21 protein-coding genes and 3 pseudogenes are annotated in these 24913 nt (G+C 42.2%); 15 read left to right on the top strand and 9 right to left on the bottom strand.

Annotation, left to right across the window (positions count from 1 at the left end; translation table 11 throughout):
* Positions 1 to 60: 60 nt before the first annotated feature.
* The 3 genes and pseudogenes from AC6IZ0_RS04195 to AC6IZ0_RS04185 form a co-directional block, all read right to left on the bottom strand.
* Positions 61 to 1040, bottom strand: a pseudogene (locus AC6IZ0_RS04195) (CHASE2 domain-containing protein); the annotation flags it as partial.
* 276 nt (positions 1041 to 1316) lie between these two features.
* Positions 1317 to 3377, bottom strand: coding sequence for a protein kinase domain-containing protein (locus AC6IZ0_RS04190; protein WP_497725198.1), 2061 nt, complete (start codon positions 3375 to 3377; stop codon positions 1317 to 1319).
* A 21-nt stretch (positions 3378 to 3398) separates the two neighbouring features.
* Positions 3399 to 3521 (bottom strand): hypothetical protein, encoded by a 123-nt coding sequence (locus tag AC6IZ0_RS04185; RefSeq protein ID WP_497725197.1) that lies wholly within the window; start codon positions 3519 to 3521, stop codon positions 3399 to 3401.
* Between the two features lie 20 nt (positions 3522 to 3541).
* Between AC6IZ0_RS04185 and AC6IZ0_RS04180 the strand changes: the two are divergent.
* Positions 3542 to 3710, top strand: a pseudogene (locus AC6IZ0_RS04180) (transposase); the annotation flags it as partial.
* Positions 3711 to 3929: 219 nt separating this feature from the next.
* Here the strand turns inward: AC6IZ0_RS04180 and rbp are convergent.
* Positions 3930 to 4238, bottom strand: a complete 309-nt coding sequence (gene rbp / locus AC6IZ0_RS04175; RefSeq protein WP_280793334.1) for an RNA-binding regulator — start codon at positions 4236 to 4238, stop codon at positions 3930 to 3932.
* 360 nt (positions 4239 to 4598) lie between these two features.
* Positions 4599 to 5252, bottom strand: a complete 654-nt coding sequence (locus tag AC6IZ0_RS04170; RefSeq protein ID WP_271730840.1) for a fasciclin domain-containing protein — start codon at positions 5250 to 5252, stop codon at positions 4599 to 4601.
* Positions 5253 to 5591: 339 nt separating this feature from the next.
* Here AC6IZ0_RS04170 and AC6IZ0_RS04165 point away from each other — a divergent pair, with 339 nt between their 5' ends.
* Positions 5592 to 6383 carry a glutathione S-transferase family protein gene (locus AC6IZ0_RS04165; RefSeq protein WP_271730842.1) on the top strand — a complete coding sequence of 264 codons (792 nt, stop codon included), beginning with the start codon at positions 5592 to 5594 and terminating at the stop codon, positions 6381 to 6383.
* Positions 6384 to 6479: 96 nt separating this feature from the next.
* Positions 6480 to 8198, top strand: a complete 1719-nt coding sequence (locus AC6IZ0_RS04160) for a helicase HerA domain-containing protein (protein ID WP_271730843.1) — start codon at positions 6480 to 6482, stop codon at positions 8196 to 8198.
* A gap of 26 nt (positions 8199 to 8224) precedes the next feature.
* Here AC6IZ0_RS04160 and AC6IZ0_RS04155 read toward each other — a convergent pair whose 3' ends face one another.
* Together AC6IZ0_RS04155 and hemW are read right to left on the bottom strand one after the other, a co-directional pair.
* Positions 8225 to 9229: an RNA-guided endonuclease InsQ/TnpB family protein gene (locus AC6IZ0_RS04155; RefSeq protein WP_497725196.1), complete on the bottom strand. Its 1005-nt coding sequence runs from the start codon at positions 9227 to 9229 to the stop codon at positions 8225 to 8227.
* Positions 9230 to 9343: 114 nt separating this feature from the next.
* Complete coding sequence (gene hemW, locus AC6IZ0_RS04150) at positions 9344 to 10522, bottom strand: radical SAM family heme chaperone HemW (protein WP_497725195.1); 1179 nt, start codon at positions 10520 to 10522, stop codon at positions 9344 to 9346.
* A gap of 245 nt (positions 10523 to 10767) precedes the next feature.
* Between hemW and AC6IZ0_RS04145 the strand changes: the two genes are divergently transcribed.
* Positions 10768 to 11844, top strand: a complete 1077-nt coding sequence (locus AC6IZ0_RS04145) for a PIN/TRAM domain-containing protein (protein ID WP_271732088.1) — start codon at positions 10768 to 10770, stop codon at positions 11842 to 11844.
* 211 nt (positions 11845 to 12055) lie between these two features.
* On the opposite strand, the gene AC6IZ0_RS04140 is transcribed toward AC6IZ0_RS04145, so the two are convergent.
* Positions 12056 to 13312 carry a vWA domain-containing protein gene (locus tag AC6IZ0_RS04140; protein WP_497725194.1) on the bottom strand — a complete coding sequence of 419 codons (1257 nt, stop codon included), beginning with the start codon at positions 13310 to 13312 and terminating at the stop codon, positions 12056 to 12058.
* A gap of 191 nt (positions 13313 to 13503) precedes the next feature.
* Here AC6IZ0_RS04140 and AC6IZ0_RS04135 point away from each other — a divergent pair, with 191 nt between their 5' ends.
* The 11 genes and pseudogenes from AC6IZ0_RS04135 to AC6IZ0_RS04085 all read left to right on the top strand — a co-directional run bounded on the left by AC6IZ0_RS04135 (position 13504) and on the right by AC6IZ0_RS04085 (position 23385).
* Complete coding sequence (locus AC6IZ0_RS04135; RefSeq protein ID WP_271732086.1) at positions 13504 to 14166, top strand: ATP-dependent Clp protease proteolytic subunit; 663 nt, start codon at positions 13504 to 13506, stop codon at positions 14164 to 14166.
* 71 nt (positions 14167 to 14237) lie between these two features.
* Complete coding sequence (locus AC6IZ0_RS04130; RefSeq protein WP_271732085.1) at positions 14238 to 14831, top strand: ATP-dependent Clp protease proteolytic subunit; 594 nt, start codon at positions 14238 to 14240, stop codon at positions 14829 to 14831.
* 415 nt (positions 14832 to 15246) lie between these two features.
* Positions 15247 to 15912 carry a phosphoribosyltransferase gene (locus AC6IZ0_RS04125; protein ID WP_271732084.1) on the top strand — a complete coding sequence of 222 codons (666 nt, stop codon included), beginning with the start codon at positions 15247 to 15249 and terminating at the stop codon, positions 15910 to 15912.
* Positions 15913 to 15936: 24 nt separating this feature from the next.
* A pseudogene (locus AC6IZ0_RS04120) lies at positions 15937 to 16588 on the top strand (HPF/RaiA family ribosome-associated protein).
* Between the two features lie 54 nt (positions 16589 to 16642).
* The gene (locus AC6IZ0_RS04115; RefSeq protein WP_497725193.1) at positions 16643 to 16822 is read left to right on the top strand and encodes a MerR family DNA-binding transcriptional regulator; all 180 of its coding nucleotides are present in this window, start codon (positions 16643 to 16645) and stop codon (positions 16820 to 16822) included.
* A gap of 45 nt (positions 16823 to 16867) precedes the next feature.
* Positions 16868 to 17233, top strand: a complete 366-nt coding sequence (locus tag AC6IZ0_RS04110; RefSeq protein WP_497725192.1) for an IS607 family transposase — start codon at positions 16868 to 16870, stop codon at positions 17231 to 17233.
* A complete protein-coding gene (locus AC6IZ0_RS04105; RefSeq protein ID WP_497725994.1) occupies positions 17118 to 18248 on the top strand; it encodes an RNA-guided endonuclease InsQ/TnpB family protein in 1131 nt (376 codons plus the stop codon). The genes AC6IZ0_RS04110 and AC6IZ0_RS04105 overlap by 116 nt, the downstream gene beginning before the upstream one ends.
* Positions 18249 to 18310: 62 nt before the next feature.
* Positions 18311 to 18526: a hypothetical protein gene (locus AC6IZ0_RS04100; protein ID WP_271734613.1), complete on the top strand. Its 216-nt coding sequence runs from the start codon at positions 18311 to 18313 to the stop codon at positions 18524 to 18526.
* Between the two features lie 128 nt (positions 18527 to 18654).
* The gene (locus AC6IZ0_RS04095) at positions 18655 to 21624 is read left to right on the top strand and encodes a cation-translocating P-type ATPase (RefSeq protein WP_497725191.1); all 2970 of its coding nucleotides are present in this window, start codon (positions 18655 to 18657) and stop codon (positions 21622 to 21624) included.
* Positions 21625 to 22141: 517 nt separating this feature from the next.
* On the top strand, positions 22142 to 22387 hold the full coding sequence (locus AC6IZ0_RS04090) for a hypothetical protein (protein WP_271734605.1): 246 nt from the start codon (positions 22142 to 22144) through the stop codon (positions 22385 to 22387).
* Positions 22388 to 22398: 11 nt separating this feature from the next.
* The gene (locus AC6IZ0_RS04085) at positions 22399 to 23385 is read left to right on the top strand and encodes a hypothetical protein (RefSeq protein ID WP_497725190.1); all 987 of its coding nucleotides are present in this window, start codon (positions 22399 to 22401) and stop codon (positions 23383 to 23385) included.
* 284 nt (positions 23386 to 23669) lie between these two features.
* On the opposite strand, the gene AC6IZ0_RS04080 is transcribed toward AC6IZ0_RS04085, so the two are convergent.
* The gene (locus tag AC6IZ0_RS04080) at positions 23670 to 24833 is read right to left on the bottom strand and encodes a Crp/Fnr family transcriptional regulator (protein WP_497725189.1); all 1164 of its coding nucleotides are present in this window, start codon (positions 24831 to 24833) and stop codon (positions 23670 to 23672) included.
* Positions 24834 to 24913 lie beyond the last annotated feature (80 nt).

The raw sequence follows: 24913 nt of genomic DNA, 5'->3' as shown, positions 1-24913 counted from the left end.
TCCCCCCAGTACAGACCATGACCCTATCCAAAGAACTTCAACCCAACCGGGTAAAAACCAAAACAGAGGCTGGTTATTTAAAACCGCACTCAGAATCTGACTAATCATGTGTCCATGTATTTCTACCCCTGCCATCCTACCGGAATTATCAGCTTTTCCAGTATTAAATGGGGTATTGAATATATCTTTTAGGCTCGGTGCTGTGGAACCAATTAAAACAATTCGGTCTTTGACTAAATCTGGCGTAATTTTACCTGCAAGTACTTGTGTAACAGTAACTTTTTCGGCAATGTTACCTGGGGAACGGTAATTCAGTAAGATTTGGTAGCCTCTGGTATCTGCATTTTGATAACCCCCAGAGTTACTTTTGATGGGTGTAAATATCACATCACCTAATTGTAGTTCCTGATTCACGTTTGATTGCAGTGGAATGCCTTGCAGTGCTAAGTATTTCAGGGTCACCTCCAACTTAAGGAATAGCTACTTTGGCAAATGTCAGACTTTTCCACTTTCACTGCTATGAGATTACGGCGAATCAAACCATCTGTATCTTCCACAAGATCGCTAAATCCTACCCGCCCGGGTTTTACTCCCGCAGGGGCTGCAATACCAGGCTCTCGAACATTGGTATGTTTACATATAGAAATAATCGAATCACTCCGCACTAAGCGTTGTAGAAGTTGTTCATGACCTGGTTGTACAGGTAAATCACGGAAGATATCTAAACCGATCGCAATGGGTTGATGTTCTTCGAGTTTGCTCAAAAGCTGATTGAGTACTTCACCAGATAAAGGCCAACCCCATCTTTGCAAATCCTCTTCGGTGATGGAGACAATTAATAAACGGGGATCTTTACCGGGATCAGTACGCATTTGCATCATCTGGTCATAGACCTTTAACTCCAGTACCTGTAATACTTGCAGTTTCTGCAATCCCAGTATTAACACTGTGGCAATTACAGTGCCAATAATCACTGGGTACTTCAATATTTTTACTAAAAATTTAGTGATTTTTTTGATTAAGTAAGAGTCATCCACCATGATTGTTTACGTAATTTTTGCCAAGCCCAAATTTTAACTATTTCTGCTGGTCAGACTGAGAACTAGGATGATGTCCGCCCACCGATGATCAATAGTTTGTGGTGAAAGAGTCGGTAAAACCATGGCTAAAATCCTAGGTATTGGGGAAATTGAATAAACAGTATAATCATTTATATCATCGTGCTGAGAGGATGTTTTAAAAGTCAAAGTTAGTCAATGACCCACAGCAAGTTTTGCCGATCTCAAGGAGGAATTTAAACCCGCTAGCAAACAAAACTAGTTGGGTTCACTATCATTTGGCTCTGGGGTAGGTTCTGGGGTAGGTTCTGGGGTAGGTTCTGGGGTAGGTTCTGGGGTAGGTTCCGGGGTAGGTTCTGGAGTAGGTTCTGGAGTAGGTTCTGGAGTAGGTTCTGGAGTAGGAGTTTGTGCCGCAATGCTGAGTTGATAACTTAGTGGTTCTGATGCTGTGGAAGCAATTACAAACTGATAAAATCCCGATTCTGGTAATTTATTAACTAATAAATTACGTTCTGGAGAGTCTTCTAAAAATTTCACTTGGCCAGAAGGAGAATAAACCGAAAGTAAAACTTGAGGACTGGTTTCTAACTTCACTTCCATTAATTGATTTTGCGCCAGGTGAGCAATAAAAACTTTACCCCCAGTCGGGTCAACAGCTGATTGCAGATTACCTGTAACTGTTTTGCTGGTAGTACCTGGATCAAATAGAATTCTGTCTAAAGCCGTTCCAGAGACAATAGCGTTAAGTTTATCGCTAACAAACCCGTGCCAAACTTGTCCCATGGGTTGATTGATAAAATTTTGGCCTTGCTGTTGAGGAAATTGGTTGAAAAACGCAGGGTCAGCTAAATCATATAAAGAAGTCATACTCACATTGAGTTTGTTAACTTCCACTCGCCAAGCTTCCCGTTCTGCTGCTGTATAAGTTCCCAATTGTTGGCGCGACCTCGTACTCAATACAGCTACTTTTTCTAGTAATTGAGCGGCTGTTTTATCCCATTGTGCCCGCAAACTTTCATCTTGCGCTTGATCAGTGAGAGTGCGTCGCTGTAAACTGGGGTTATTGTCCCAAAATATTTGATCTACCAACCGGACGTAAAAGCTGGAATCAATTCCCAATTGTTGACGGCGATTGTTTAATCTTTGTTTACGTTGACGTTCCGCTGGGGAGAGTGGATCTGGGGGTGTCGTGGGTTGCTCAAGGGTGGGAGGGCGAGTAGGTGTAACTGTTTGTGGAGTGTGATCACTGCTAGTGAATCCCCACCAAATTCCCCCAGCTGTACCCGCAACTATGATTACTGCTACTAAGGCTGTTGCTGGTGTTAACCCGGATGTTGGTTCGGGAGATGATGAGGGAGATGGGCGCGGTGGGGGAGGGGGGGAAACAGCAACTGTAGCAGATGTGGGTGGGTTAGTGGGATATTGAGTTGGGGGATGACTCACTGATGAGGGGTTGAGAGCAGCTAAGACGTGAGCAGCTGAGTGATAGCGATCGCCTGGTCTGGGGGATAGCATTTTATCTAATATCTGTCCCAATACCGGACTGAGAGTAACTTCTCGTCGCCATTGCCAAGTTAGATTATAATTATCAATGAGTTCTGGCGGTTGTTTACCTGTCAATAAAACTAGGATGGTGACAGCCAAGGCGTACAAGTCGCTGTGAGTATACACCATACCTGTTTGCATCTGTTCTGGAGGTGCAAAGCCTATTTTACCTAGTAGGGTGGGTGATTGGGGGGATGGGGTTTTTTCCCCTTGGTAATATTGCGAGGCCACCGTTGCGGCTACTTGTTTCACGCCGCCAAAGTCAATTAATACCGGTAATTTGTCAGTACTGCGCAGAATTAAATTATCTGGTGAGATATCCCGATGAATGACCCCCATGGAGTGGATATATTTCAACACTGGCAGAATTTCTAATAACAATTGCCTAACTTCAAGTTCTGTAAATCGTAATCCTTGCTGTTTACGCGCATCTAATAAGGAACTATAAGTTTGTCCTTCTACATAATCCTGCACCAGGAACAGGTATTCCTGACCTTGTAAGTTAATTCGCAGCAGTTCCCGAAAGCGGGGAATTTGTGGATGTTCTAGCTTGTAGAGAACCGCCGCTTCTCGCTGAAATAATTCTTGGGCTTTTTGTGCAATATAGTCTGTTTGAACTTGAGGGGAAAATTCTTTTAAAACACACAGTTCACCGAAGCGGTTCAGGTCTTCAGCTAAATAGGTACGTCCAAAACCTCCCTGACCGATTTGACGAACGATTACATAGCGATCGCTTAAAGTTACACCGGGTTGAATACTATTATTTATATACATAAGTCATTAGCTATCCGATTTTTACCTGACTGACTTGATCAGCTGCGATCGCATCCCAAAGTGTCTATAGGATTTATGCTGATCTGGAGCCGAATAAGTGCGGTCAAAACCACCATATACTAAACCACAATAGGACTTATACACGAGTTACTTTGACACTATAAACTAGATTGAAACAAATTTTTCTTGATTTAGCAGTGGAAAAGGAATGGGATATTTTAGCTGGTGGAAGTCGCACCAGACTATATTCATCTGTTTGTCAGCCTCAAACCAACCGACACACCACATTTAATCGTTAAAGCTTTTAACGGTTACAGTAGCAACTATTCAAGATTTCTTAATACCTGTTAAAACCTTTTTGTTAAGCATACAATAGGATAAATCTTGTTGAGTCGGGTTTCATCCCTATGCTTTAGCGTGGGGGTTCTCACACTCCCACTATGTTTTGATAGTTAAAAGCTCCGAACATGGACTAAGCCTTGCTCGGAACCACAGTATTAAAGGGGTTGAGGACTAGATACTAGGACAAACTTCCCCCCTAGTCCTGAGGTTTTAGTAGCGGTTACGGGAACCGCCACCACCGTATCCTCCCCGTCCACCACCAAAGGAACCTTTATCCTCTTTGGGTTTAGCTTTATTCACTTTCAGGTCGCGTCCCATCCATTCCGCACCGTCTAGAGCCTCAATGGCTGCTGTTTCTTCATCGTCCGAACCCATCTCTACGAAGGCAAATCCGCGTACACGACCTGTTTCACGGTCGGTTGGTATTTGCACTCGTTTGACGGTGCCGTACTCTGTAAACACCTCAGTGAGGGCTTCTTGGGTAACGCTGTATGAAAGATTACCTATATAAATTGACATCAATGGTCTCCAAAATCACAAAAACGTAGAGATTTAGATTTCGGAGATAAGTCTGTAAATACCACAAGGAAAAAGCCTGTCAATACTAAAAACAAACGCTGTCGCCGAATTAATTCTCAACTCCAATTGTGGCACATAATTTTAATGATCACAGGAAAAGTGAAAAAAACTGTTATAAAAAGTTATGTTAAGGTAAATCTATATTTATGTCGTCTTGTCTACCCCCAGTAAGATAGATATTTGAGTCTTGCGGATTGGCAATATCAAGTCCCCCTACCCCACCTAACACACAGAAAAAGACCGCTTAGATATTGATCTCAACGGTCTTTCATGCTTGAATAATGGTATCAACGATGGGGTCTACAGGTCAGGAGGCAAAATCACCTGATCAATAGCGTGGATCACACCATTAGTACCCTTAATATCTACTTCAACTACGTTGGCATCATTGACCATCACCCCATTAGAACCAACGGAGACCCTTATGGCTCCCCCTTCAAGGCTTTGCACTTCCCCAGATGACAAATCAGTAGATAGAACTGTGCCACTGACTACGTGGTAAGTTAATAGCTTGAGCAAGATTTCTTTATTCTCTGGCTTTAACAAGTCTCTGACAGCATCTTGTGGTAATTTGGCAAATGCTTCATTGGTGGGAGCAAAGACTGTTAATTGATCTCTACCTTGCAAAGCTTCCGTTAATCCCGCTGCTTTTAATGCCGCCATTAAGGTGGTAAACTTAGGGCTAGACTCTGCTAGTGCTAACAAGGTTTTGTTTTCAGTTTGAGTTGTGGGTGGTGTGACCCTGGGGGTGGTGGGTTGAGTTCGAGGTTTATTACGGTTATAGGGAAACTCATCAAAAATACTGGGTCTAGGATTAAGTGTTCCACCCCCAGCTTGTGCTAGATTATTGGTTGCTTCATTGGCTAGAGATGGTAAATTGAGCAAAAGGCTAACACTGGCTAACCCAACTATTCCCGCAAGATTGGTCAAAAAATTGCTGTAATTTGCTTTCATAAATCTTTTTAGTCCTTCTTAATATAGGTGACATTAAAGATTTATAACACTTCGCTATGCAAAATATATAAATCCAGCAGCAATATTTTTAGTGCAAATAACTATGTAAAATTATCACTTATGCTTTTAAACACCTGAGATAATTTCCCAGAATCCATAATAAACACTTTGTACATCCTACTTGGTTTCCTAGCACCATGGCTACAGTCCTGACTAACAGACAGAATCTCCTATTTCCTCCATAAGATTTTTGCTAAATTGCTGACTTGCTCAGGAAAATTACCGGAAGTGAAGATAGAATAAGAGCGTTGTAGAATTAAACTATTGAAAATATAGGTTATGCTGGAATTATATCAGTGGGAAATATCTCAATATTCAGAGAAAGTACGGTTGATTCTAGATTACAAAGGGCTAAATTACCGTAAAATAGAAGTTACCCCCGGAATTGGACAAATAGATTTATTTCGGCTGACTGGACAAAGACAAGTGCCAGTTTTAAAGGATGGTAACAGATATATTGTTGATTCTACTGAAATTGCTAAGTATTTAGATTTAGAATATCCCGATCGCCCACTCATACCTCAAGATTCTCGACAACGTGGTTTATGCTTATTGATGGAAGAATGGGCAGATGAATCAATCGGTAAGAAAGCAAGGGTAGCTCTTTTTTCTGCTATTAGTCAAGACCAAAATTTCCGCCAGTCTTTATTACCTAATTCCACACCGGATATATTTAAAAGTCTAATTGCAGGAGTACCTGGTGATGTGTTGACTGTTTTGGGCTTTGGGGTCGGTTATAGTCCAGATGTGATTAAATCGGCGATCGCGGACTTGAAACAAGACTTAGAAGCACTAACATTATTATTGGCAGATAGTCCATATTTAACCGGTGATGAGCCGACTTTAGCTGATTTGACAGTGGCGAGTTTATCAATATTACTCAAGTTCCCAGAAGTCCCCTATTTAGACTTACCCGCAGGTATCAGAGGTAAAGGTGTACCTGGTTTAGCTGATAATCCTGATTATCAGCCATTTTTTGACTGGCGCGATCGCCTGTATACTCAATTCCGTAAACCATTAATCGCAACCCCACCAACGGGAAATGCACCCACTTCTATTCAAATTGAATAGGTGATGGGATGATGGTGATTAACTTTGTATTATTGGCTGGTTGGGTTATGGAAGTTAGGAACCACAGATGAACACAGGAATCTATAAGTTATTCAAATGAATTCTTCACAACCATTAGGTTCGGTTATCCAAGGTTCTCTGACTGGGGGGTTAGAAGTAAGATTACACCCGGATATTTCTGTGGAAGATATGCGGGTGGGTAAATTCTTGGTTGTCCATGGATTGCGATCGCGTTTTTTCTGTATGCTGACAGATGTAGCATTAGGAACTTCTAACCCCCGCATTCTTGCTAATCCCCCCGGTTGGGAAGACACTTTTTTACGGGAAGTTTTAGCTGGTAGTGGTACTTATGGTACTATCAACCTCGCCCCCATGTTGATGTTTACCCCTGAGTCTGATGAATCCTCAAATCATAGTACCAATGGTTTGGTCAAATCGCCAAATGGTTTAGCCTCATTTCAGCCCCAAACTAGTACTACTATGGAATTGCTCCCAGTAAAAACAATTCCCAGTCATTTCAGCCAAGTTTACGAAGCAAGTGAAGAGGATTTTCGCCGGGTGTTTGGTTGGGAAGATGACCCCCACAGGCGGAATTTTTCTGTGGGTAAACCCTTAGATATGGATGTACCAGTTTGTATTGATTTAAACCGCTTTGTTGAGCGGAGTAATGGGGTGTTTGGTAAATCTGGAACTGGTAAATCTTTCCTCACACGCTTACTTTTAGCCGGAGTCATCCGCAAAAATGCGGCGGTAAATTTAATTTTCGATATGCATTCCGAGTATGGTTGGGAAGCAGTAGCAGAAGGGAAAAATGTTAATACTGTTAAAGGCTTAAAACAACTATTTCCTGGTAAAGTGGAAGTCTACACCCTTGACCCTCAATCTACAAAGCGTCGGGGGGTGCGGGATGCTCAAGAATTATATCTGAGTTATGAGCAAATCACAGTTGAAGATATTAAATTATGTAGTCGAGATTTAGGACTCTCGGAAGCAGCTTTAGATAACGCCAGTATTTTACACAACGAGTTTGGTAAATCTTGGATTACCCAATTGTTTAAGATGACCGGTGAGGATATTAAAATGTTCTGCGAAGAAAAGCCAGGACATCCAGGTTCTATCACCTCTTTACAGCGTAAACTCTTGCGCTTGGAGAGTTTGAAATATATGCGGGGAGTTTGTCCCCAGAATTATATTAGTAAAATTATCCAGTCTTTGGAAGCCGGGAAAAATGTAGTCATAGAATTTGGTTCCCAATCCAATATGCTTTCTTATATGTTGGTGACTAACATGATTACTCGACGTATTCATGAGGAATATGTCAAGAAAGCAGATAAATTCTTACACAGTAAAAATCCCTGCGATCGCCCGACACCATTAATGATTACCATTGAGGAAGCGCACCGGTTCCTTGATCCGTCCATTGTCCAAAGTACAATTTTCGGCACCATCGCCCGAGAACTGCGAAAATATTTCGTAACTTTGCTAGTAGTAGACCAACGTCCATCGGGAATTGATAATGAAGTTATGTCTCAAATTGGCACACGCATCACCGCTTTGCTGAATGATGAAAAAGATATTGATGCCATTTTTACCGGTGTATCTGGTGCTGGTGGTTTGCGCTCAGTCTTAGCCAAATTAGACTCTAAACAACAAGCCTTAATTTTAGGCCATGCCGTTCCTATGCCCGTTGTGGTCAAGACTAGACCCTATGATACCACATTCTACGCCGAAATTGGTGATCCCGCTTGGGAAGAAAAGCCAGATGCAGAAGTATTTGCTGCGGCGGAAATAGCTAAAGCAGATTTAGGTTTTTAGTGCAACTTTTAAGCTAATCAAAGCGATTAAACTAGATTAACTACGGCATCCGTCAATTCTGACTCCTCAGAAAGCACGATAGAATCATGGGTCACGGTAAAGGCAGTTGCTTGCAAAGCACACAATAAAATATTGCGTGCGCCATTTACATCACGAGAAATCTGTATTCCGCAATGTGAACATTTAAAAACTTTGTTTCCACCTAGTTTATAATGAACATGACCGCAGTTACCGCACGTTTTTGATGTATATGATTCGTTACAAAGCACGACTATTACACCTTTTCTTTGTGCAGCTTGCTTAAGATGTCGCTCAAATTTGTAATGGGAAAGAGTCAACATTTGCCTTACAGACTTACTGTTTATTCTGCGTTTCTTCCCGCTACGTTTTTTAATCACCATTTGACTAGAATCAAAGGTTGGTAAGTAAATTACTTTGTAGCAATTAACAAGCAAGTTAACAGTTTTGTTATGCAAATCCTTAATTAAATTCTCAATTCTTTCTCTGACACGATTAGCAGCAATACGCATCTTTCTACGTTGACGGCATCTTGTTTTGGTAGAACGGCTGATGAGATTATCAAGGTGCTGACACAATCTTTGTATGCGTCCGATGTCTCCGGTTGCAATCTCTAAGACATTCTCGCCATCAAAACCAGTTAAGAAAGTGCGATTACCAGGGTCTACTGCTATTACCCTATCACTGCCAGTAGGTACAGTTTCTTTATATTGAGGAAAGCAACCAAACCATTTACCACGACGGTATACAAGCTCTGTGCCATATTCGCATTGCTCAGGAATAGTTTGACCAATTGTGGTAAAGCCTAAACCTTTGGTTGTGCGCGGATACCAGGTAGCATTTTTGAAATTGCCTACCTTGAATTGAATAGCTTGGCTTGTGGCTTTACAGCTTTTAAACTTCGCATTACCACCTTGACTACGAGCTTGTTTAAAGGCATCAAATGCCTCAAAACAAGCTTCTTGACGTTGATGGCCTGGTAAGGATTTTAGCTGCTTCCTTGGGAGTGACATGTTGCATCAAGACTTCATTAAATCAACTACTTTTAGTATAGGGTGAGTTAGTAAGATTTCATCGCTTTAAGCAAATCAGTTACAATTAGTTACACGTCGTAGACCTTATTGGTTTCAACCCAACTGTTCAAACAAATCAGCTAACACCACATTAGAAAATAAAAACCCTTGGGGGTCAGACAAGCGCAACCTCTCCCCAATAACTTCTACCCAACCCTTATCTAAATAAGGCTGTAAACATTTGTAAATTTCTTTGACTTGATCTTCCCCAAACTTCCCAACTAACATACTCAAACTTACACCCTCAGCCAAACGCAACCCTAACATTAAGGTTTCTAATAATACTTCTTCTGGGGGAGTCACTTCACAATCAATTATACCCCCAGAATCTAACCATCGGTAATATTCCTTGGTCTTACGGGGGCGGGTAAAGCGCTTTCCATCTATATAACTCGCCGCACCCATACCAAAACCATAATAAGGGCGGTTTTCCCAATATACCCGATTATGCTGACATTGATGACCAGGGCGGGCATAATTGGAAATCTCGTAATGTTCATAACCTGCATCAGTGAGAACTTTTTGCCCCATTTGGTACATTTTGACGGTGGTTTCATCGGTTGGTAATGGCTGGTCACCAGGTTTGTAGTAACGACCAAAGGCTGTACCTGGCTCTATGGTAAGGTCATATATAGATATATGAGTAGGCATCATCGCCACTGCTTGATCTAGGGAATCCTGCCATTGTTCTAAAGACTGATGCGGCAAACCTGAGATGAGGTCTAAGCTAAATTCGGAAATTTCGACTTGATGAATTAATTCCACAGATGTAAAAATATCTACAACAGAATGCGATCGCCCCGCAAACTGCAATAATTCGGCTTGAAAGGCTTGTACACCCAAACTAACCCGATTTACACCAACGCTGCTATAGCCAGATATATGTGCTAAATCAAAGGTTCCTGGGTCTACTTCCATAGAAATTTCTGCACCAGCAGCAATTCCCAAATGTTTTTCCAGCGTTGCTAATATCTGTTGTAACTGCTTTGTTGATAGTAAAGAAGGAGTACCACCACCAAAAAAAATTGTCTTCAGAGGTTGACCAGTGGGAGTCATGGCAATTTCCCGACATAGAGCCTCCACATACTGGGATATAGTACCAGATGTTTCGCCCCGCAGGCGATCGCCCACCACAGACACAGGAAAATCACAATAAAAGCACCGCCGTCTGCAAAAGGGAATGTGTACATATGCAGCACTCGCCATTTCAGGAACATTAAGTTTTTGATTCATTGTCAGTAAGAACTAATCAACCCCAGTGAGTATGACAAACAGTGAAAATAAATAGTTTTTCTTACAATTTCTTATCGTTTTACAACAAAAGTATGAAAAATAAAGCCAAAAAACAGTTTAGTTATAATATTTGCAGATATTACCTGCTAAAAACCCTAATGTAAGTCAATATTGATTAATCTCTCCCACCGATGAAAAATACTTGAGTTTATTGGGTCACACAATCGCGGGAAAACAAGACAACTATGATTGACGCCATTATTATTCTCTCATTCATCCTAGCAGCAGCGGGAATCGGCTTCTACAGCATTGAACTACTACCCGACGGTTCCCTTGATGGGGTCACAAACCTAGACGCTTTACGCCTGGTTTTTGCCGTATTTGCCGCTATTCTTGGCGGTGCAGTGGGTCTACGTTTCCAAACATCATATCGGCGCTTAGAGGTACAAGTCCGAGAAATGCCCTTGGAAATGATCTTAACTCGCGCCATTGGCCTAGTTATTGGGCTATTACTAGCTAACTTAATGCTAGCGCCATTATTTTTACTACCAATTCCCCAGGATTTTGGCTTTATTAAGCCACTAGTAGCCGTTGTCGGCAGTATTTTACTGGCTGTGACCGGGATGAATTTAGCCGATACCCACGGACGCGGGTTATTGCGGTTCATTAATCCCAACACTGTAGAAACAATGGTAGTGGAAGGCACACTCAAACCTGCCAGTACCAAAGTTTTAGACACTAGTTGCATTATTGACGGTCGCATTGAAGCTCTCCTAGAAACCGGATTTCTCGAGGGACAAATTTTAGTACCACAGTTTGTATTGCAGGAGTTGCAACAAGTAGCTGATGCTAGCAAAGACCAAAAGCGAGTCCGGGGAAGGCGGGGATTAGAGATTCTCAACCGCATTAAGAAAGATTACCCAGATCGGATATTGATTAACCCTGTGGACTATGAAGAAACTGCCACAGTCGATGCTAAATTAGTCCGCTTTGCCCAAGAAATCAACGGTACACTCCTCACCAATGATTACAACTTATCCAAAGTAGCCAGCGTGCAGAAAGTGCCGGTTCTGAACGTGAATGACTTAGTAAATGCTGTGCGTTCTACTTATTTACCTGGTGATAATCTTGACCTAAAGATTCTCAAAGAAGGTAAAGAACCCACTCAAGGAGTGGGCTACCTCGATGATGGCACAATGGTTGTGGTGGAAGAGGGGAGAAGTTATGTCGGTGGTGAGGTGCGGGTAGTGGTTACTAGTGCTTTGCAAACCTCCGCCGGACGCATGATTTTTGCTAAACCTCAGGCTTCAGCTTTGGCATGAAATCTCACGGCGAACTAAAGTTAAATTGCGTTATCGGTGTAGTCCCACTGCACCGATTTTGTTTAGAAAGATACAGCCAATGTCATCAGTTTCAGGTGGAAGATGGGGCACAGATACTGCCACAGCAATAGTTTTACTATTTCAATGATACGTAGGTAATTTGAGCATTGCCTGTAATAAAAGGCATCTTGATTCCAGAGGAGTTTAACCTTTATTGGCGAGGAGTGTCTTGCAAGACCGTTTTAGAGACAATTCTGGTTTTCTTGCGATCGCTCTGGGATAATTCTTCCCCAGATTGTAATCTGGTAGCAGAAGTTTGTAACACCGTTGCCGCCCCTTGATCACCCATTTGCAGAGCCGTTTTCGCCGCAGTTTGCAGCATAGTAGCAGCACCGGCGCGATCGCCCTGTTGTAATTTCGCCTCAGCTAACTGGGTTTGTCGGTACTTAGCCAATGCCAAAATAGACTGATGCACACGTGCATCAGTTTTTGGTTGATACATCCCCGTTACCTGGATATAAACCGGAACCGGAGCAGTCAATAAACCCATTTGATTTTGAGCCGGGTTATCATAGCGGACTTGGAGATTAGCGATCGCCTGTTGACCTTGTGGTAATTGTCCCAGGTAGATATTAGCCAAAATTACCCTTTGTGCATCCTTCATTAAATCTCCCAAGCGCACAGCCAAGCGCCCATCTGCTTCTTGGATCACTGGTAACTCAATGGTTTCTGGCGCAACTTGAGCAATGGGTTTAAGTTCTGCTAGGCGAGTATGACCCATCAGGGAGATCAGCAAATAAGCATTAGTCAATCCCACCCCTTGCACACGCCTAAACAGGCGGTTAAACTCATCTGCTGCTTGTTCGGGTCGTTGAATGTGGGACAAACTACCCAAGCCAGCATCGGCGATTTTTTCTAAAATATCTTGATTCCATTTGTCACCAAATCCTAAGGTGTTTAAAGTTAAATTATAGCTAGTGGCTAATTGAGCCAATTTTAAACAACGTTGATTATCGCCGTGTTCATTTTCACCATCGGTTAATAAAAAGGCTTGAGAAACAGTTTCTTTCTTTCCCTTAGCTAACTCCTGAATCCCCAAACGCAAACCTTCATCAATAGCCGTACCACCACCAGCAGATAAACTCTGAATCTGGTTTTTAATCTGCTGTGGGTCAGTAATCATTTGATTAGATACCAACACAGTCGCACGGTGATCAAAAGCAACAACACTCAGGCGATCGCCTGGTTTGAGTTTATCGACTAGATTACTAGCCGCCTGCTTCACAGTTTCTAAAGGTCGGCCGTACATTGAGCCACTATGGTCGAGAATTAAGCATAAATTCAGTGGTATATCACTGTCTTGAGCTTCAACCACAGCCGAAACCGATATAGACAACTGACGTTGACTGCTCGGTTGATATGCGTCCAAACTACCATCATTCAAGATAGGCTGTAAATTGACCTTCATAACCCAAAATTTTTAGTTAGGATATCTCTATAAAATAACTTCAAAACGCCACATCGGCACTGCGGAAAAATCAAACAGTGGCAAACAAGCAGGGTCAATCACTAATTAGCGAGAAATCCACACTTGAAGTCAGCTAACATCGCGTTAGGATGTATTACAGTTAACGGCATAGTTTCAGGCGATCAGTTGCTATGGACAATTCCCCCATCAAGGCTGTGCAAGCCCCTTATTACGGTGATAACTTTTACCGGACACCCCCGCCAGACTTACCTTCCTTATTGATGAAGGAAAGAATTGTCTATCTGGGAATGCCATTGGTGCCAGCGGTAACAGAATTGATTATTGCTGAATTGCTGTATTTGCAGTCAGACGACCCAGAGAAGCCGATAAAAATCTATATCAACTCCACAGGAACCTCCGGTTACAGTGGCGAACCCATTGGCTTTGAAACCGAAGCCTTCGCCATCTATGACACGATGAAATACATCAAGCCCCCCATCCACACCATTTGTATTGGTTCGGCAATGGGTATGGCGGCAATGTTACTCAGCGCTGGTACAAAAGGCTGTCGCGCCAGTTTGCCCCACTCGTCCATTATCCTACACCAACCTAAGAGCTACGCCCAAGGTCAAGCAACGGATATTCAAATTCGGGCAAAAGAAGTTTTGGTCAACAAAGCGGCAATGGTAGATATTCTATCCCACACCACCGGACAGGCACCAGCAAAAATTACCAAAGACATGGATCGGCTATTCTACATGACTCCCTATGAAGCTAAGGAGTATGGTTTAATTGACCGAGTTTTTGAAAAAGAGGAACTCGCCAATCCCCCATTACCTGCCAGTGTTCTCTAAGTAACACAGGTAGTGATTTACCTTGGTAAATCACTCATAACCAATGACTAATTACAAGCGGAGTAACGAATATGCCTATAGGTGTTCCTAAAGTTCCTTACCGGATGCCCGGAGGACAATATACAGACTGGATTAGCATCTACGATCGCCTTTACCGGGAGCGGATTATTTTCCTAGGCCGAGATGTTGATGATGAAATTGCTAACCAAATTATTGCGGTAATGCTATATCTGGATTCAGACGATCCAGGTAAGGATATTTATTTATACATCAATTCCCCTGGTGGTATGGTAACCTCTGGCATGGCCATTTTTGACACCATGCAACACATCAAATCAGATGTGGTGACAATTTGTGTAGGTCTAGCAGCCTCCATGGGATCATTCCTGCTCGCAGCCGGAACCAAGGGTAAGCGCATGGCATTACCTCATTCTCGGATTATGATTCACCAGCCCTCCGGCGGAACCCGTGGCCAAGCCAGTGATATCGAAATCGAAGCCAGAGAAATTCTGCGGATTCGTAGCCAGCTAAATAATATCTATGCTCAGAATACTGGTCAACCTTTAGCCAAGATTGAAAAAGACATGGATCGGGACTTTTTCATGTCTGCTGCTGAAGCTAAAGAATATGGCTTAATTGACCGTGTGATTGAAGAGCGTCCGTAAGCTAATGTTTAATACTCTCCCGATGGCCGACATTAGCGCCGGAATATGAATTAAGTAACACAGTAATCTGGTTTTTGGCCTCACCCCACCTTTGACTTGTCTCAAAGTCTCCCTTTCCCTACTAAGGAAAGGAATTGGGGGTGAGGTTCTATTTTTTTCTCCTCCATTAGATAGATCAGTAGATTGTTGATGTCGCGTCGTTAGTCAGAGGTCATGCCAGGTCTAGCTTTCTATGATCAGTTCAGAAACACTAGCAAGACTTGATGACTGTTAGTGGTCACCATTACCACTGAAAGACTCAACCAAATCGGGAGGAAAAATGCCAGCTGTTGATCAGTCAGAATTTCGACTTTTCTTTGAGGGGAAAAGTCCAGTAAAACCTCAATTCTGAGGCAAATATCAGGAGAGTAATACCATGCTATTCAAAAATCGCACAATAGCAGGTCAAATGTTGGCCCGAGAATTAGCAGACTATGCTAACACTACAGATGTCATGGTGTTAGCTCTGCCCAGAGGCGGTGTACCCGTAGGTTTTGAAGTTGCTCAAGGGTTAAATGCTCCCTTAGATGTGCTGGTGGTGCGTAAATTGGGTGTGCCTGAACAAGAAGAACTAGCAATGGGGGCGATCGCATCTGGTGGCGTGCGGATTATTAACGAATATATTATCAATTTGGTGAAGATATCCGAAGAAACAATTGCTAGAGTTGCGGCGCAAGAAGAACGAGAATTAGAACGTCGAGAACTACTGTATAGAGGCCATCGCCCTGACCCTGATTTAGAAGGACGCATAGTCATCTTGGTAGATGATGGGTTAGCTACAGGTGCCACTATGTGGGCTGCGGTAGCATCCGTGCGGCGACAGCACCCAGCCAAAATAGTTATTGCTGTACCCGTTGGTGCTGCCGCCACTTGCAAAGAGTTACAAACCGCCGTCAACGAGATCATCTGCCTTGCCACACCTGACCCCTTTTATAGTGTTGGTCTATGGTACGAAGACTTTCCCCAAACTACAGATGAGCAAGTCCGCGATTTGCTTTTCCAAGCTGAAACTAGCTATCAACCACTATCTATTGGTACCTAGGTTTACCCCAAGCGTGACAAACATATGAAAGTACCACCAGAAATTACTTATCGCAATGTTGAGAAAACCAATGCAATTGATACCCTAATTCATGAGAAAATCGCTAAATTAGAGAGTGTTTGCGATCACATCAGTAGCTGCCATATTGCCATTGAAAAAATACATGACCGCCCCCGCAGTGGTTCACCATATCGCGTGCGCATTGATATCACCGTACCCCCCGGTCACGAACTTGTGGCAGAAAGAAATCCGGGAGAGGGTATTCAGTATGACCCATTAGATGCAGTCATCCGCGATACTTTTAACGCCGCTCGTCAGCAACTAGTTAAACTCAACCAACTGCAATATGAGCGTAACGGCCAAGGTGGTAAGCTACGAGGTCATAATCAGGAACAATTCCAGGAAGCAACGGGACTAGTTACCAAACTCTTTAAAGATAGGGGCTATGGCTTCTTAAGAACTTTAGAAGGCCGAGAAATTTACTTTCACCGCAACAGTGTGTTACATCACGAATTTGAACGTTTAGAAATTGGTACCGCAGTCCATTTTGCCGAAGAAATGGGCGAAGAAGGCCCAAGCCAGCACCGTGAAGATTTTTGATAAGCCCGGCGCTGCTGTGGGTAAGTCAGACCAAACCATGATTGAACCACCATTGGGCTGGAGGGTTAGCCAATAGCTAGTTATTTACTAATAATAGATTACATATGCTCATAAATGCTCAGATAGTGGTATGGCTTATTTACCACTACGAGAAGCAGTCAAACAACTGGGACTGCACCCAAACACTTTAAGGAAGTACGCAGACAATGGCAAGATTGAAAGCATTAAAAACGAAGCAGGACAAAGACTTTTTCACGTTGAATCCTACCTCCGTGGTGCCACTAGAACTTCCTTTGTTTGCTACTGCTGAGTTAGTTCAACCAAACAACGAGACGACCTTGGTAGACTTGCCTATATGCAATCACTCTACCCAGAGTCCGAAATCATCAAAGACATCGGCAGTGGAATCAACTTCAAAAGAAAAGGACTGCAAGCCTTACTGGACAGACTTATGCTCGGAGATCAGCTCACGCTTGTTGTTACCTGTCGTGACCGACTCGCAAGGTTTGGATTCGAGCTTATTGAGTACATGGTCGAGCAAAACGGTGGAAAAATCGTGGTTCTCGACAACACTGTACATTGCCCAGAATCAGAGCTTACCTCGGATCTTCTCTCCATCCTCCACGTCTTCTCTTGTCGGATGCCCGGACTCAGTAAGTACAGTAAAAAGATCAAAGAAGATCCGGATCTTCCTCACAACCGAGCAGAGGCGGATTGTTAAGCAGTGGTTTGGTGTGTCCAGGTTTGTTTACAACACCACAGTCAAACTGCTGCAAGACTCTAGCATTAAGGCTAACTGGAAAGCGATTAAGACTCACATATTGAACGGACTACCAGAATGGAGTAAATCAGTCCCTTATCTTAAGTCAATCGCCATCAAAGATGCTTGTAAGTCTGTCAGCAATGCCAAGAAAAAGTTTAAAACCGGTGGTGGTGTTAGTAAGATTAGATTTAGGTCAAGAAAAGACGCTGTACAATCTTGCTACATTCCCAAATCCGCAGTAAAAGATGTGGGAATTTACCACACTGTATTAGGTAAGGTAACCTTCAAAGAAGCCTTACCACAAAGCTTTGGCGACTGTCGTTTAGTGTTTGCCTACCGTGATTACTATTTGACAGTTCCAGAGGATGTGCTGCAACAGAAGTCTGATAACCAAGGACGTGTTGTAGCACTTGACCCCGGTATCAGAACGTTTATCACCTTCTTTTCTGAATGTAGTTTTGGGGAAATTGGCACATCTGCTAATTTACTTCAGAAGCTGTGTTTTCGCTTGGATAAGTTAATTTCTAAATTCACTCAAGCCAAGTGTAAACAAAGAAGAAGAATGAAACTTGCTGCTAGTAGACTGCGAGGTAAAATCAAAAACCTTGTAGACGAATTGCACAAGAAAACTGCTCGATTTTTGGTTAATAACTTTGACATTATTTTACTGCCCACCTTTGAAACATCCCAAATGTCTCAGAAGGCAAAGCGACGAATTAGGTCAAAGTCAGTGCGCCAAATGTTAACACTCTCTCACTACCGATTTAAGCAGTTTCTCAAGCACAAGGCTTTTGAGACTAATAAACTAGTGATGGATGTCAACGAAGCGTACACATCAAAAACAGTCAGTTGGACTGGTGAAATCATCCCCAACCTTGGTGGTGCTAAATTCATTAAGTCTCCATCTGACGGGACTGGTAATGAGCCGGGACATAAATGGTGCGCGAGGGATTTTCCTACGTGCATTGGTTGATACGCCCTCTCTTAAAGAGTGTATTTGTTAGTAAATGTTAGCAAAAAAGTATCGGAATAAGGGTGTCACAACTTAATCAACTCCAACAAACTGCATCTCAACTGCTGGCCGCTATGCTATCTAACCCTCATATTTACCCAAAAGTTAGTGATGAGGGCGGTAATGGGGCTATGGAAGAGCAATTAATTATTGTCGCCATTGAGATGGCTGAAAGTTTAAACCAACATATAGAAAATTCTCATGGCCAAGGTACTGCTCAACTAAAGGAAAAAAACTAAATTATTCACAGGTTGACACTCCCCTGGCAGAAAATGCAGGGGATTGTTACTTGATAGGGAGATGCAAAACTGCTAGATAAATTATAATATTCTCAGCTATTAGCGGCGTTACAGGAGCAAATTTTGCTGTGATTAAGGCTATACACACTAAAGTTAAAGGGAGAGCTAGATACAAGGTTAATCAACTTTATGGTTCGCTATTACTAGAAAGATATTTAGAGCGATCGCTTGGTAATAACCCAGAAATAATTTATGTTTCTGCTAATTCGTTAACTAGTAATATTCTGGTTATTTTCACAAATAAACATAGCTTTCAGACTATAGGTTTACTTCTTGAGACAACTTTAAGAAAATTTCAAGAAAAATCTAGTTTGACTCCAACCGAAAGTTGGTTAAATAATCAGAGATTAGTTATTAATGATGCCAACCAAGAAAACACCGATAATTGGCATTTAATGACAGCAGATAGAGTCATAGATAGGTTAAATTCTGCGAAAATATCAGGTTTATCTAGTGAGTCTGCCATAGCAAACCTCAGTAAATATGGGCGAAATGTTTTAACTGCAATTCCGACCCGTTCCCCTAGCAATATTTTAATTGACCAGTTTAAATCTCTGCCAGTAGCTTTACTAGTGGGAGCGGCCGGAATTGCCATGATTACCGGGGGGATAATAGATGCTGTGGTAATTATGGGTGTTGTGGGTCTGAATGCCTTCATTGGATACACCACAGAAAGCCAATCAGCAAAAATCATTCAATCTCTCCAAAGTCAAGAGCAAATATTAACTTGGGTAATTCGAGATAGTCAGCAGGTGGAAATACCTACAGAGAACGTGGTTATAGGAGACATTTTATTGCTCAAATCTGGTAGTTATATCGCCGCAGATGCCAGACTCATGGAAGCTGATAACTTGATTGTTGATGAATCTCCCCTGACTGGGGAAAGCATCCCCATTACTAAAACTACTGCGCCTGTGTCTGGTGAAAATATACCTTTAGCAGACCGCTTGAACATGGTCTATCAAGGAACTTTTGTCACTGGCGGTCAAGGATTGGCTGTGGTTGTGGCCACAGGTAGATTTACAGAAATGGGCAAAATCCAACAACTGGTGAATCAGTCCACAGCTACAGATACCCCGCTAGAAAGACAACTAGACCAGGTGGGAAATCAACTGGTTTTATTGGGTATGGGAATTTGTAGTTTTGTCTTTGGTTTGGGAGTGCTGCGGGGATATGGTTTATTAACAATGATGCAATCATCTATATCCCTCGCGGTAGCGGCTGTTCCTGAAGGTTTGCCCACAATTGCTACCACAACCCTGGCTTTAGGTATCCGTGAGATGAGGAAGAATAATGTCCTGGTTCGCAGTCTTAGGGCTGTGGAGGCTTTGGGTTCTGTACAAACAATTTGCTTGGATAAAACCGGGACAATTACAGAAAATAAAATGTTGGTAGTGGAAATACGTACAACCACTCAACAAATTACTGTGGAGGAAGAAAATCTTAACCCCTACAGCAATGATGAACTGTTAAAGCTGATTCATATATCCGTTCTGTGCAACGAAAGTGAAGTCACTCTACAGGATAATGGTGAGTATGCGGTTACAGGTTCGCCCACGGAAAATGCTTTGATTTACTTGGCAATTAGTGCTGGGGTGGATGTCATCGCACTCAGACAAAAGTATGAACTGTTAGAAACTAATCTGCGCAGTGAAAACCGTAATCTTATGAGTACAATTCATCGCATTGACAATGATCACAAGTTGATTGCAGTTAAAGGTAACCCCGGCGAAATGATTAACTTATGTCAATGGTGGATGAAAAATGGCCAAGTTGTGCCTTTAACAGCAGAAGACAGGCGGGTAATTGAAATGGAAAACCATCGCTTGGCTGCAAAGGCTCTGCGAGTGTTGGGGGTAGCTTATAGCTATGTTGATCATGGCAATTCTGATAATTATGAAACCAACCTGATTTGGCTGGGTTTGGTGGGGATGACAGACCCGATTAGAATGGGTGTGAAACAATTAATTGGGGATTTTCATCAAGCTGGAATTGAGACGGTGATGGTTACTGGTGATCAAAGTTCCACTGCTTATGCGATCGCTCAGGAATTAGAATTAAGTCAAGATTCCCAATTAGAAATTCTGGATGCTACCCACCTTGAGAGTCTCACATCGGAGGAACTGACAGCAGTCAGCGATAAAGTTAACGTTTTTGCCCGTATCAGTCCTAGCAATAAACTGCAAATTGTCCAAGCTTTGCAAGCAGCGGGAAAAGTGGTGGCCATGACCGGGGATGGTATTAATGATGCGCCAGCACTGAAGGCGGCGCAAGTTGGTGTAGCAATGGGTAAGGGAGGAACTGATGTGGCGCGTGAAGTGGCAGATATTGTCCTAGAAGATGACAGACTAGAAACTATGATGATTGCTGTCAGTCGGGGGCGGACTATCTATAACAACATTAGAAAATCAGTGCATTTCCTCCTCTCCACCAATCTCAGCGAAATCATGGTCATGACCACCGCTACAGCTGCTGGTTTAGGTGAACCCTTAAATGCTATTCAACTGCTGTGGCTCAATTTAATCAGTGATATTTTCCCTGGTTTGTCCCTAGCTATGGAAGCACCAGAACCTGACGTATTGAGTCAGCCGCCGCGAAATCCTCATGAACCAATTATTAAAAATTCTGACTTGGGTAGAATTGTCTTTGAGTCGGGAACAATATCTGTGAGTACTTTAGCAGCATACATTTATGCTATCCTCAGATATGGTACAGGATCCCGGGCTAGTACTGTGGCCTGTATGACCCTAACAACCGCACAACTACTACATACCATTAGCTGCCGTTCGGAAAACCACAGCATATTTAGTCAAGATAGATTACCTAATAATACCTACTTAAATACTGCTATTATAGGTTCTCTTATTATACAACTGTTGGCTTTAGCTATGCCACCATTAAGGAACCTTTTAAAGATTACCTCCATTAGTTTTGTGGATAGTGCGGTGATTGTTGGTGGTGCTTTATTGCCTTTCGTTGTGAACGAAACTACAAAGATTGGTGATGAAACTGCAAAATCAAAGCTAGAAGGATTTTGAGATTTACTTTAATTAACAAGAGTCCATAACCTCCCTTGTGTACCTCACTCAGATGAAATATGCTGTATTTGTAGTTCACGCAGTCGGGGTAAAAACTGAGAAACCTAGTTCAAGAGATGTTTTTCTCTAAGGCTACTAACTATTTGGGTATGAAAAAATAGGTGGAATCAGATAAGGGTTTGTTGCTATTGTCAGACAGTTTTGGATGAGATTTTTACACGTAGCATCAAAAGCCATAACCTTAAGTGCAAGCTGAACAATTCAGATGATTTGTCAGAAATATTGCTCAAAATATGTCTAATTTCTATATTTAGTAACCCAAAGACATAGAAATTATCTACAGATCAATGGTGATAATTAACTATATGTATCTCAAAAAGATAACCTATTGGTTCCTCCCAAGTTAACTTGATTCCAATCAATGACTTGAATAAAACTTACAATTGAAGATACACTGATCACATTTCCTTTGCTTGAATAGTTATATTGATAGGAATAAAACTCACCGTTCTGGATTATGCCTAGTAAGTTCATTGATGTTAGAGAGTATACTGTTCGGGCGCATAAAAGACAGATTCATACTCGTGTTTTCCACTTCGTCTGTAAGCAATGCGACCAAACTACACAACGCGAGACCTTTGGGCCTCGTCCATTGTATTGCGAACAATGCCGGCCACCACAAGCACCAAGAAAATCCCATGAGTCATCTAAAAAAGCAAAACCCAGAGCAATGACTTATAAAAGTGATGTCAATTTAGGATAATTTGAAGTTTTATGAATAATCGACTACCATCAGCACCCCCTGAAGTTTTTATCTCGCCGTTGTTGGAATTACGAGACTACTATGCTCGTCTGGTTAAAGAGTATGAAACATTATACACACAGGCGCGATCGCAGCTGCATCATGTAGATTCTTTGTTATCTCATTGGTCTTCTGGGTCAGATGCTCAGGATGTGGGAAAACTTGAAATGCTTCCAGAAGTTTCCTACCCACCTGAAACAGACTCGTTGTTATCCATACCTGATAAGACTCTTAAGTCCGCCAGGTCTGAACTTCAAGAGTCAGAGAATTTAAATGGGAAAAATACAGAGATTACAGAACCTCGCGCACCAGCAACATCTCTAGAAAGTCAAGATCAATCAATTAAAGTCCCAGATATCCCCATGGTACCTGAGTATCAATCTCAAAGTCGCATGGAAGCTATTAAAAGTCTTCTAGAAGAACATATTGGTACTGTCTGTCATATAGACTTTATTGTGCGATCGCTTTATGGAGATTTAGCATCACCCATCTTTAGAGTTGTTAAAGCCAGAGTGCAATCCTCCCTGACACAGGGGAAAGAAAGAGGCGCCTGGTCAGTCGTTCCTGACGAACCTGGTTGCTACACTCTCAAATTAAGTTTAGTTAAGTCCAACAAAACTAAAAGTTACTCTCCTAGCGGGAAATATAACCCGAAGAAACCGCAGATTATCCCCCAGACAAATGCCATACCCATGGTTAAAGAATTTGAGGGTCGATTTTTGATCGATGCTCTTTCGGATTTCTTGCAAAAACATTCAGGGAGGGTTTTCAGTGTGGCGCAAATCATTAATGGTCTTTATGGTGAACTAGATGATCAGCAAGTGCGAGAAGTCAAGAGTAAAGTTCTTAATGAACTATCACGAGGTTATCGCATAGGGCGATTCTCTAGAGTACCCGACAAAATTGGCGTGTACACTTGGGATTCAAAGTTGATGCTAGCAGCTAGTAGAGGGAGATGAAAGGGCAAATAGTTGGTTTTTCCCCCATTTAGAAATCTCCGACATCCTCTTAGAGGATGTTTGTCAAGTCATGATTAGTGTATCGAATATTATTTGACCCCACCCTAACCCTCCCCTTGTAAGGGGAGGGGACTGGATTTTATTGTTTTTTGTGTGTTCCCCAATCCTTCGGTGTTCCCTGTTCCCTGTTCCCTGTTCCCTGTTCCCTAAAATAAAAATTACCTGTGGAGAACTTATCAAACATCCTCTTAGGGACAATTGATGAATTGTCCCTAAAGGGATAATTAATCCCCTAAAATAATATATTTTTTGGGGTCAAAACTAATCAAACCCTGTTGTTGTAATTTTCCCATCAATCGGGTAATTGTTACTCTAGTAGTACAACAAGCACTAGCCATATCTTCATGAGTTAATCGCACACTTAAGCGAGTCCCTTGTGGTACAGGCTCACCTATTTCCTGTTTCAAAAGTTGCAACAGATGATATAGTCTTTCTTCCACCCGACGCTTACCTGTAATAACTAAAAAAGATTCCGTCTGTTGTAAGCGTTGATTAATTTTTGGTAAAAGCATATGACTAAGCATTGGGTTAGCTGCTATTTCTGCTACATAAATTGAGCTTAATTCAACATCACACAGGGCCACGGCTTGATAAATGGGTAGAGAGGTCATGTGAGAGCCAAAAATCATGTCTTTGGTAGCTAATCCTATGAATATTTCTTCCCCAGTTTCGCAAAAAGTATTGAGCTTCACTAAACCCTGGCGTACATACCAAACAACTAAAGGATTGAGGGGAATGCTTTCTCCTTTCAGGTGTTTATATACAGGTCGATCATGAATCAAATCACTCTCATAATTGATCGCTTCTGTTTTCTGTTTCTCACCTTCATTGATATTACGCAACAGCCAACAGAGAAAGTTTACTTTACCCTCTGGGTTACGGACTGCGGACACTTTTAAAGCTGCGTCAAAATACTCACCTTCATTTTGTTGTAAGCGGACTCTTAATCTTGTGACTCTGTCCGAGTGGTATAGCTGGCTGAGTTCACCTCGAAAGGGCTGTCTTTCTTCCAGAGGGAGAAAATTAACTATTGCTTGACCTACTAGTAATGGTCTGGAAATGTTGAGTAATTTAGCTGCGGACAGATTCGCTTGTTCGATGATTCCTGCGGTATTAGTCACTAAATAAGCTTCTGGTGCAAAGTCGAATAAATTCTGGTAGCGTTGGCGTTCAGTTTCTAGACAATTGCTTGTTTGAATCATCTCCTCATTTTGCTGATAAAGTTCCTCTGCTGCTGACCGCACCATTTTGGAGCTACTATAGAGTTCTTTCATAGCTTGAGGTAGCAGTTCAGGCGGAATCCAAGGTAATACGTTAGCTGTTTGGTACAAATCTGCTAAACGGCTATGTAATGCTTCTGCACTTTGAATAAATTGTTCTATATTCACCTTAAATTCTCGTTACTTACTTGCAGAGATTGAGCAAAAAAAGGTCTCCTAGCAGAATACCAGGATAAACTACGCCAGTT

The organism is Anabaenopsis sp. NIES-4685, from assembly GCF_059725405.1.
This window is presented reverse-complemented; position numbering and strand designations above follow the sequence as displayed.

Excerpts from the sequence above, each read along its gene's own strand:
- AC6IZ0_RS04190 (WP_497725198.1), bottom strand. The coding sequence starts at position 3,377 with ATGTATATAAATAATAGTATTCAACCCGGTGTAACTTTAAGCGATCGC.
- rbp (WP_280793334.1), bottom strand. The coding sequence starts at position 4,238 with ATGTCAATTTATATAGGTAATCTTTCATACAGCGTTACCCAAGAAGCC.
- AC6IZ0_RS04170 (WP_271730840.1), bottom strand. The coding sequence starts at position 5,252 with ATGAAAGCAAATTACAGCAATTTTTTGACCAATCTTGCGGGAATAGTT.
- AC6IZ0_RS04165 (WP_271730842.1), top strand. The coding sequence starts at position 5,592 with ATGCTGGAATTATATCAGTGGGAAATATCTCAATATTCAGAGAAAGTA.
- AC6IZ0_RS04160 (WP_271730843.1), top strand. The coding sequence starts at position 6,480 with ATGAATTCTTCACAACCATTAGGTTCGGTTATCCAAGGTTCTCTGACT.
- AC6IZ0_RS04155 (WP_497725196.1), bottom strand. The coding sequence starts at position 9,229 with ATGTCACTCCCAAGGAAGCAGCTAAAATCCTTACCAGGCCATCAACGT.
- hemW (WP_497725195.1), bottom strand. The coding sequence starts at position 10,522 with ATGAATCAAAAACTTAATGTTCCTGAAATGGCGAGTGCTGCATATGTA.
- AC6IZ0_RS04145 (WP_271732088.1), top strand. The coding sequence starts at position 10,768 with ATGATTGACGCCATTATTATTCTCTCATTCATCCTAGCAGCAGCGGGA.
- AC6IZ0_RS04140 (WP_497725194.1), bottom strand. The coding sequence starts at position 13,312 with ATGAAGGTCAATTTACAGCCTATCTTGAATGATGGTAGTTTGGACGCA.
- AC6IZ0_RS04135 (WP_271732086.1), top strand. The coding sequence starts at position 13,504 with ATGGACAATTCCCCCATCAAGGCTGTGCAAGCCCCTTATTACGGTGAT.
- AC6IZ0_RS04130 (WP_271732085.1), top strand. The coding sequence starts at position 14,238 with ATGCCTATAGGTGTTCCTAAAGTTCCTTACCGGATGCCCGGAGGACAA.
- AC6IZ0_RS04125 (WP_271732084.1), top strand. The coding sequence starts at position 15,247 with ATGCTATTCAAAAATCGCACAATAGCAGGTCAAATGTTGGCCCGAGAA.
- AC6IZ0_RS04115 (WP_497725193.1), top strand. The coding sequence starts at position 16,643 with ATGGCTTATTTACCACTACGAGAAGCAGTCAAACAACTGGGACTGCAC.
- AC6IZ0_RS04110 (WP_497725192.1), top strand. The coding sequence starts at position 16,868 with ATGCAATCACTCTACCCAGAGTCCGAAATCATCAAAGACATCGGCAGT.
- AC6IZ0_RS04090 (WP_271734605.1), top strand. The coding sequence starts at position 22,142 with ATGCCTAGTAAGTTCATTGATGTTAGAGAGTATACTGTTCGGGCGCAT.
- AC6IZ0_RS04085 (WP_497725190.1), top strand. The coding sequence starts at position 22,399 with ATGAATAATCGACTACCATCAGCACCCCCTGAAGTTTTTATCTCGCCG.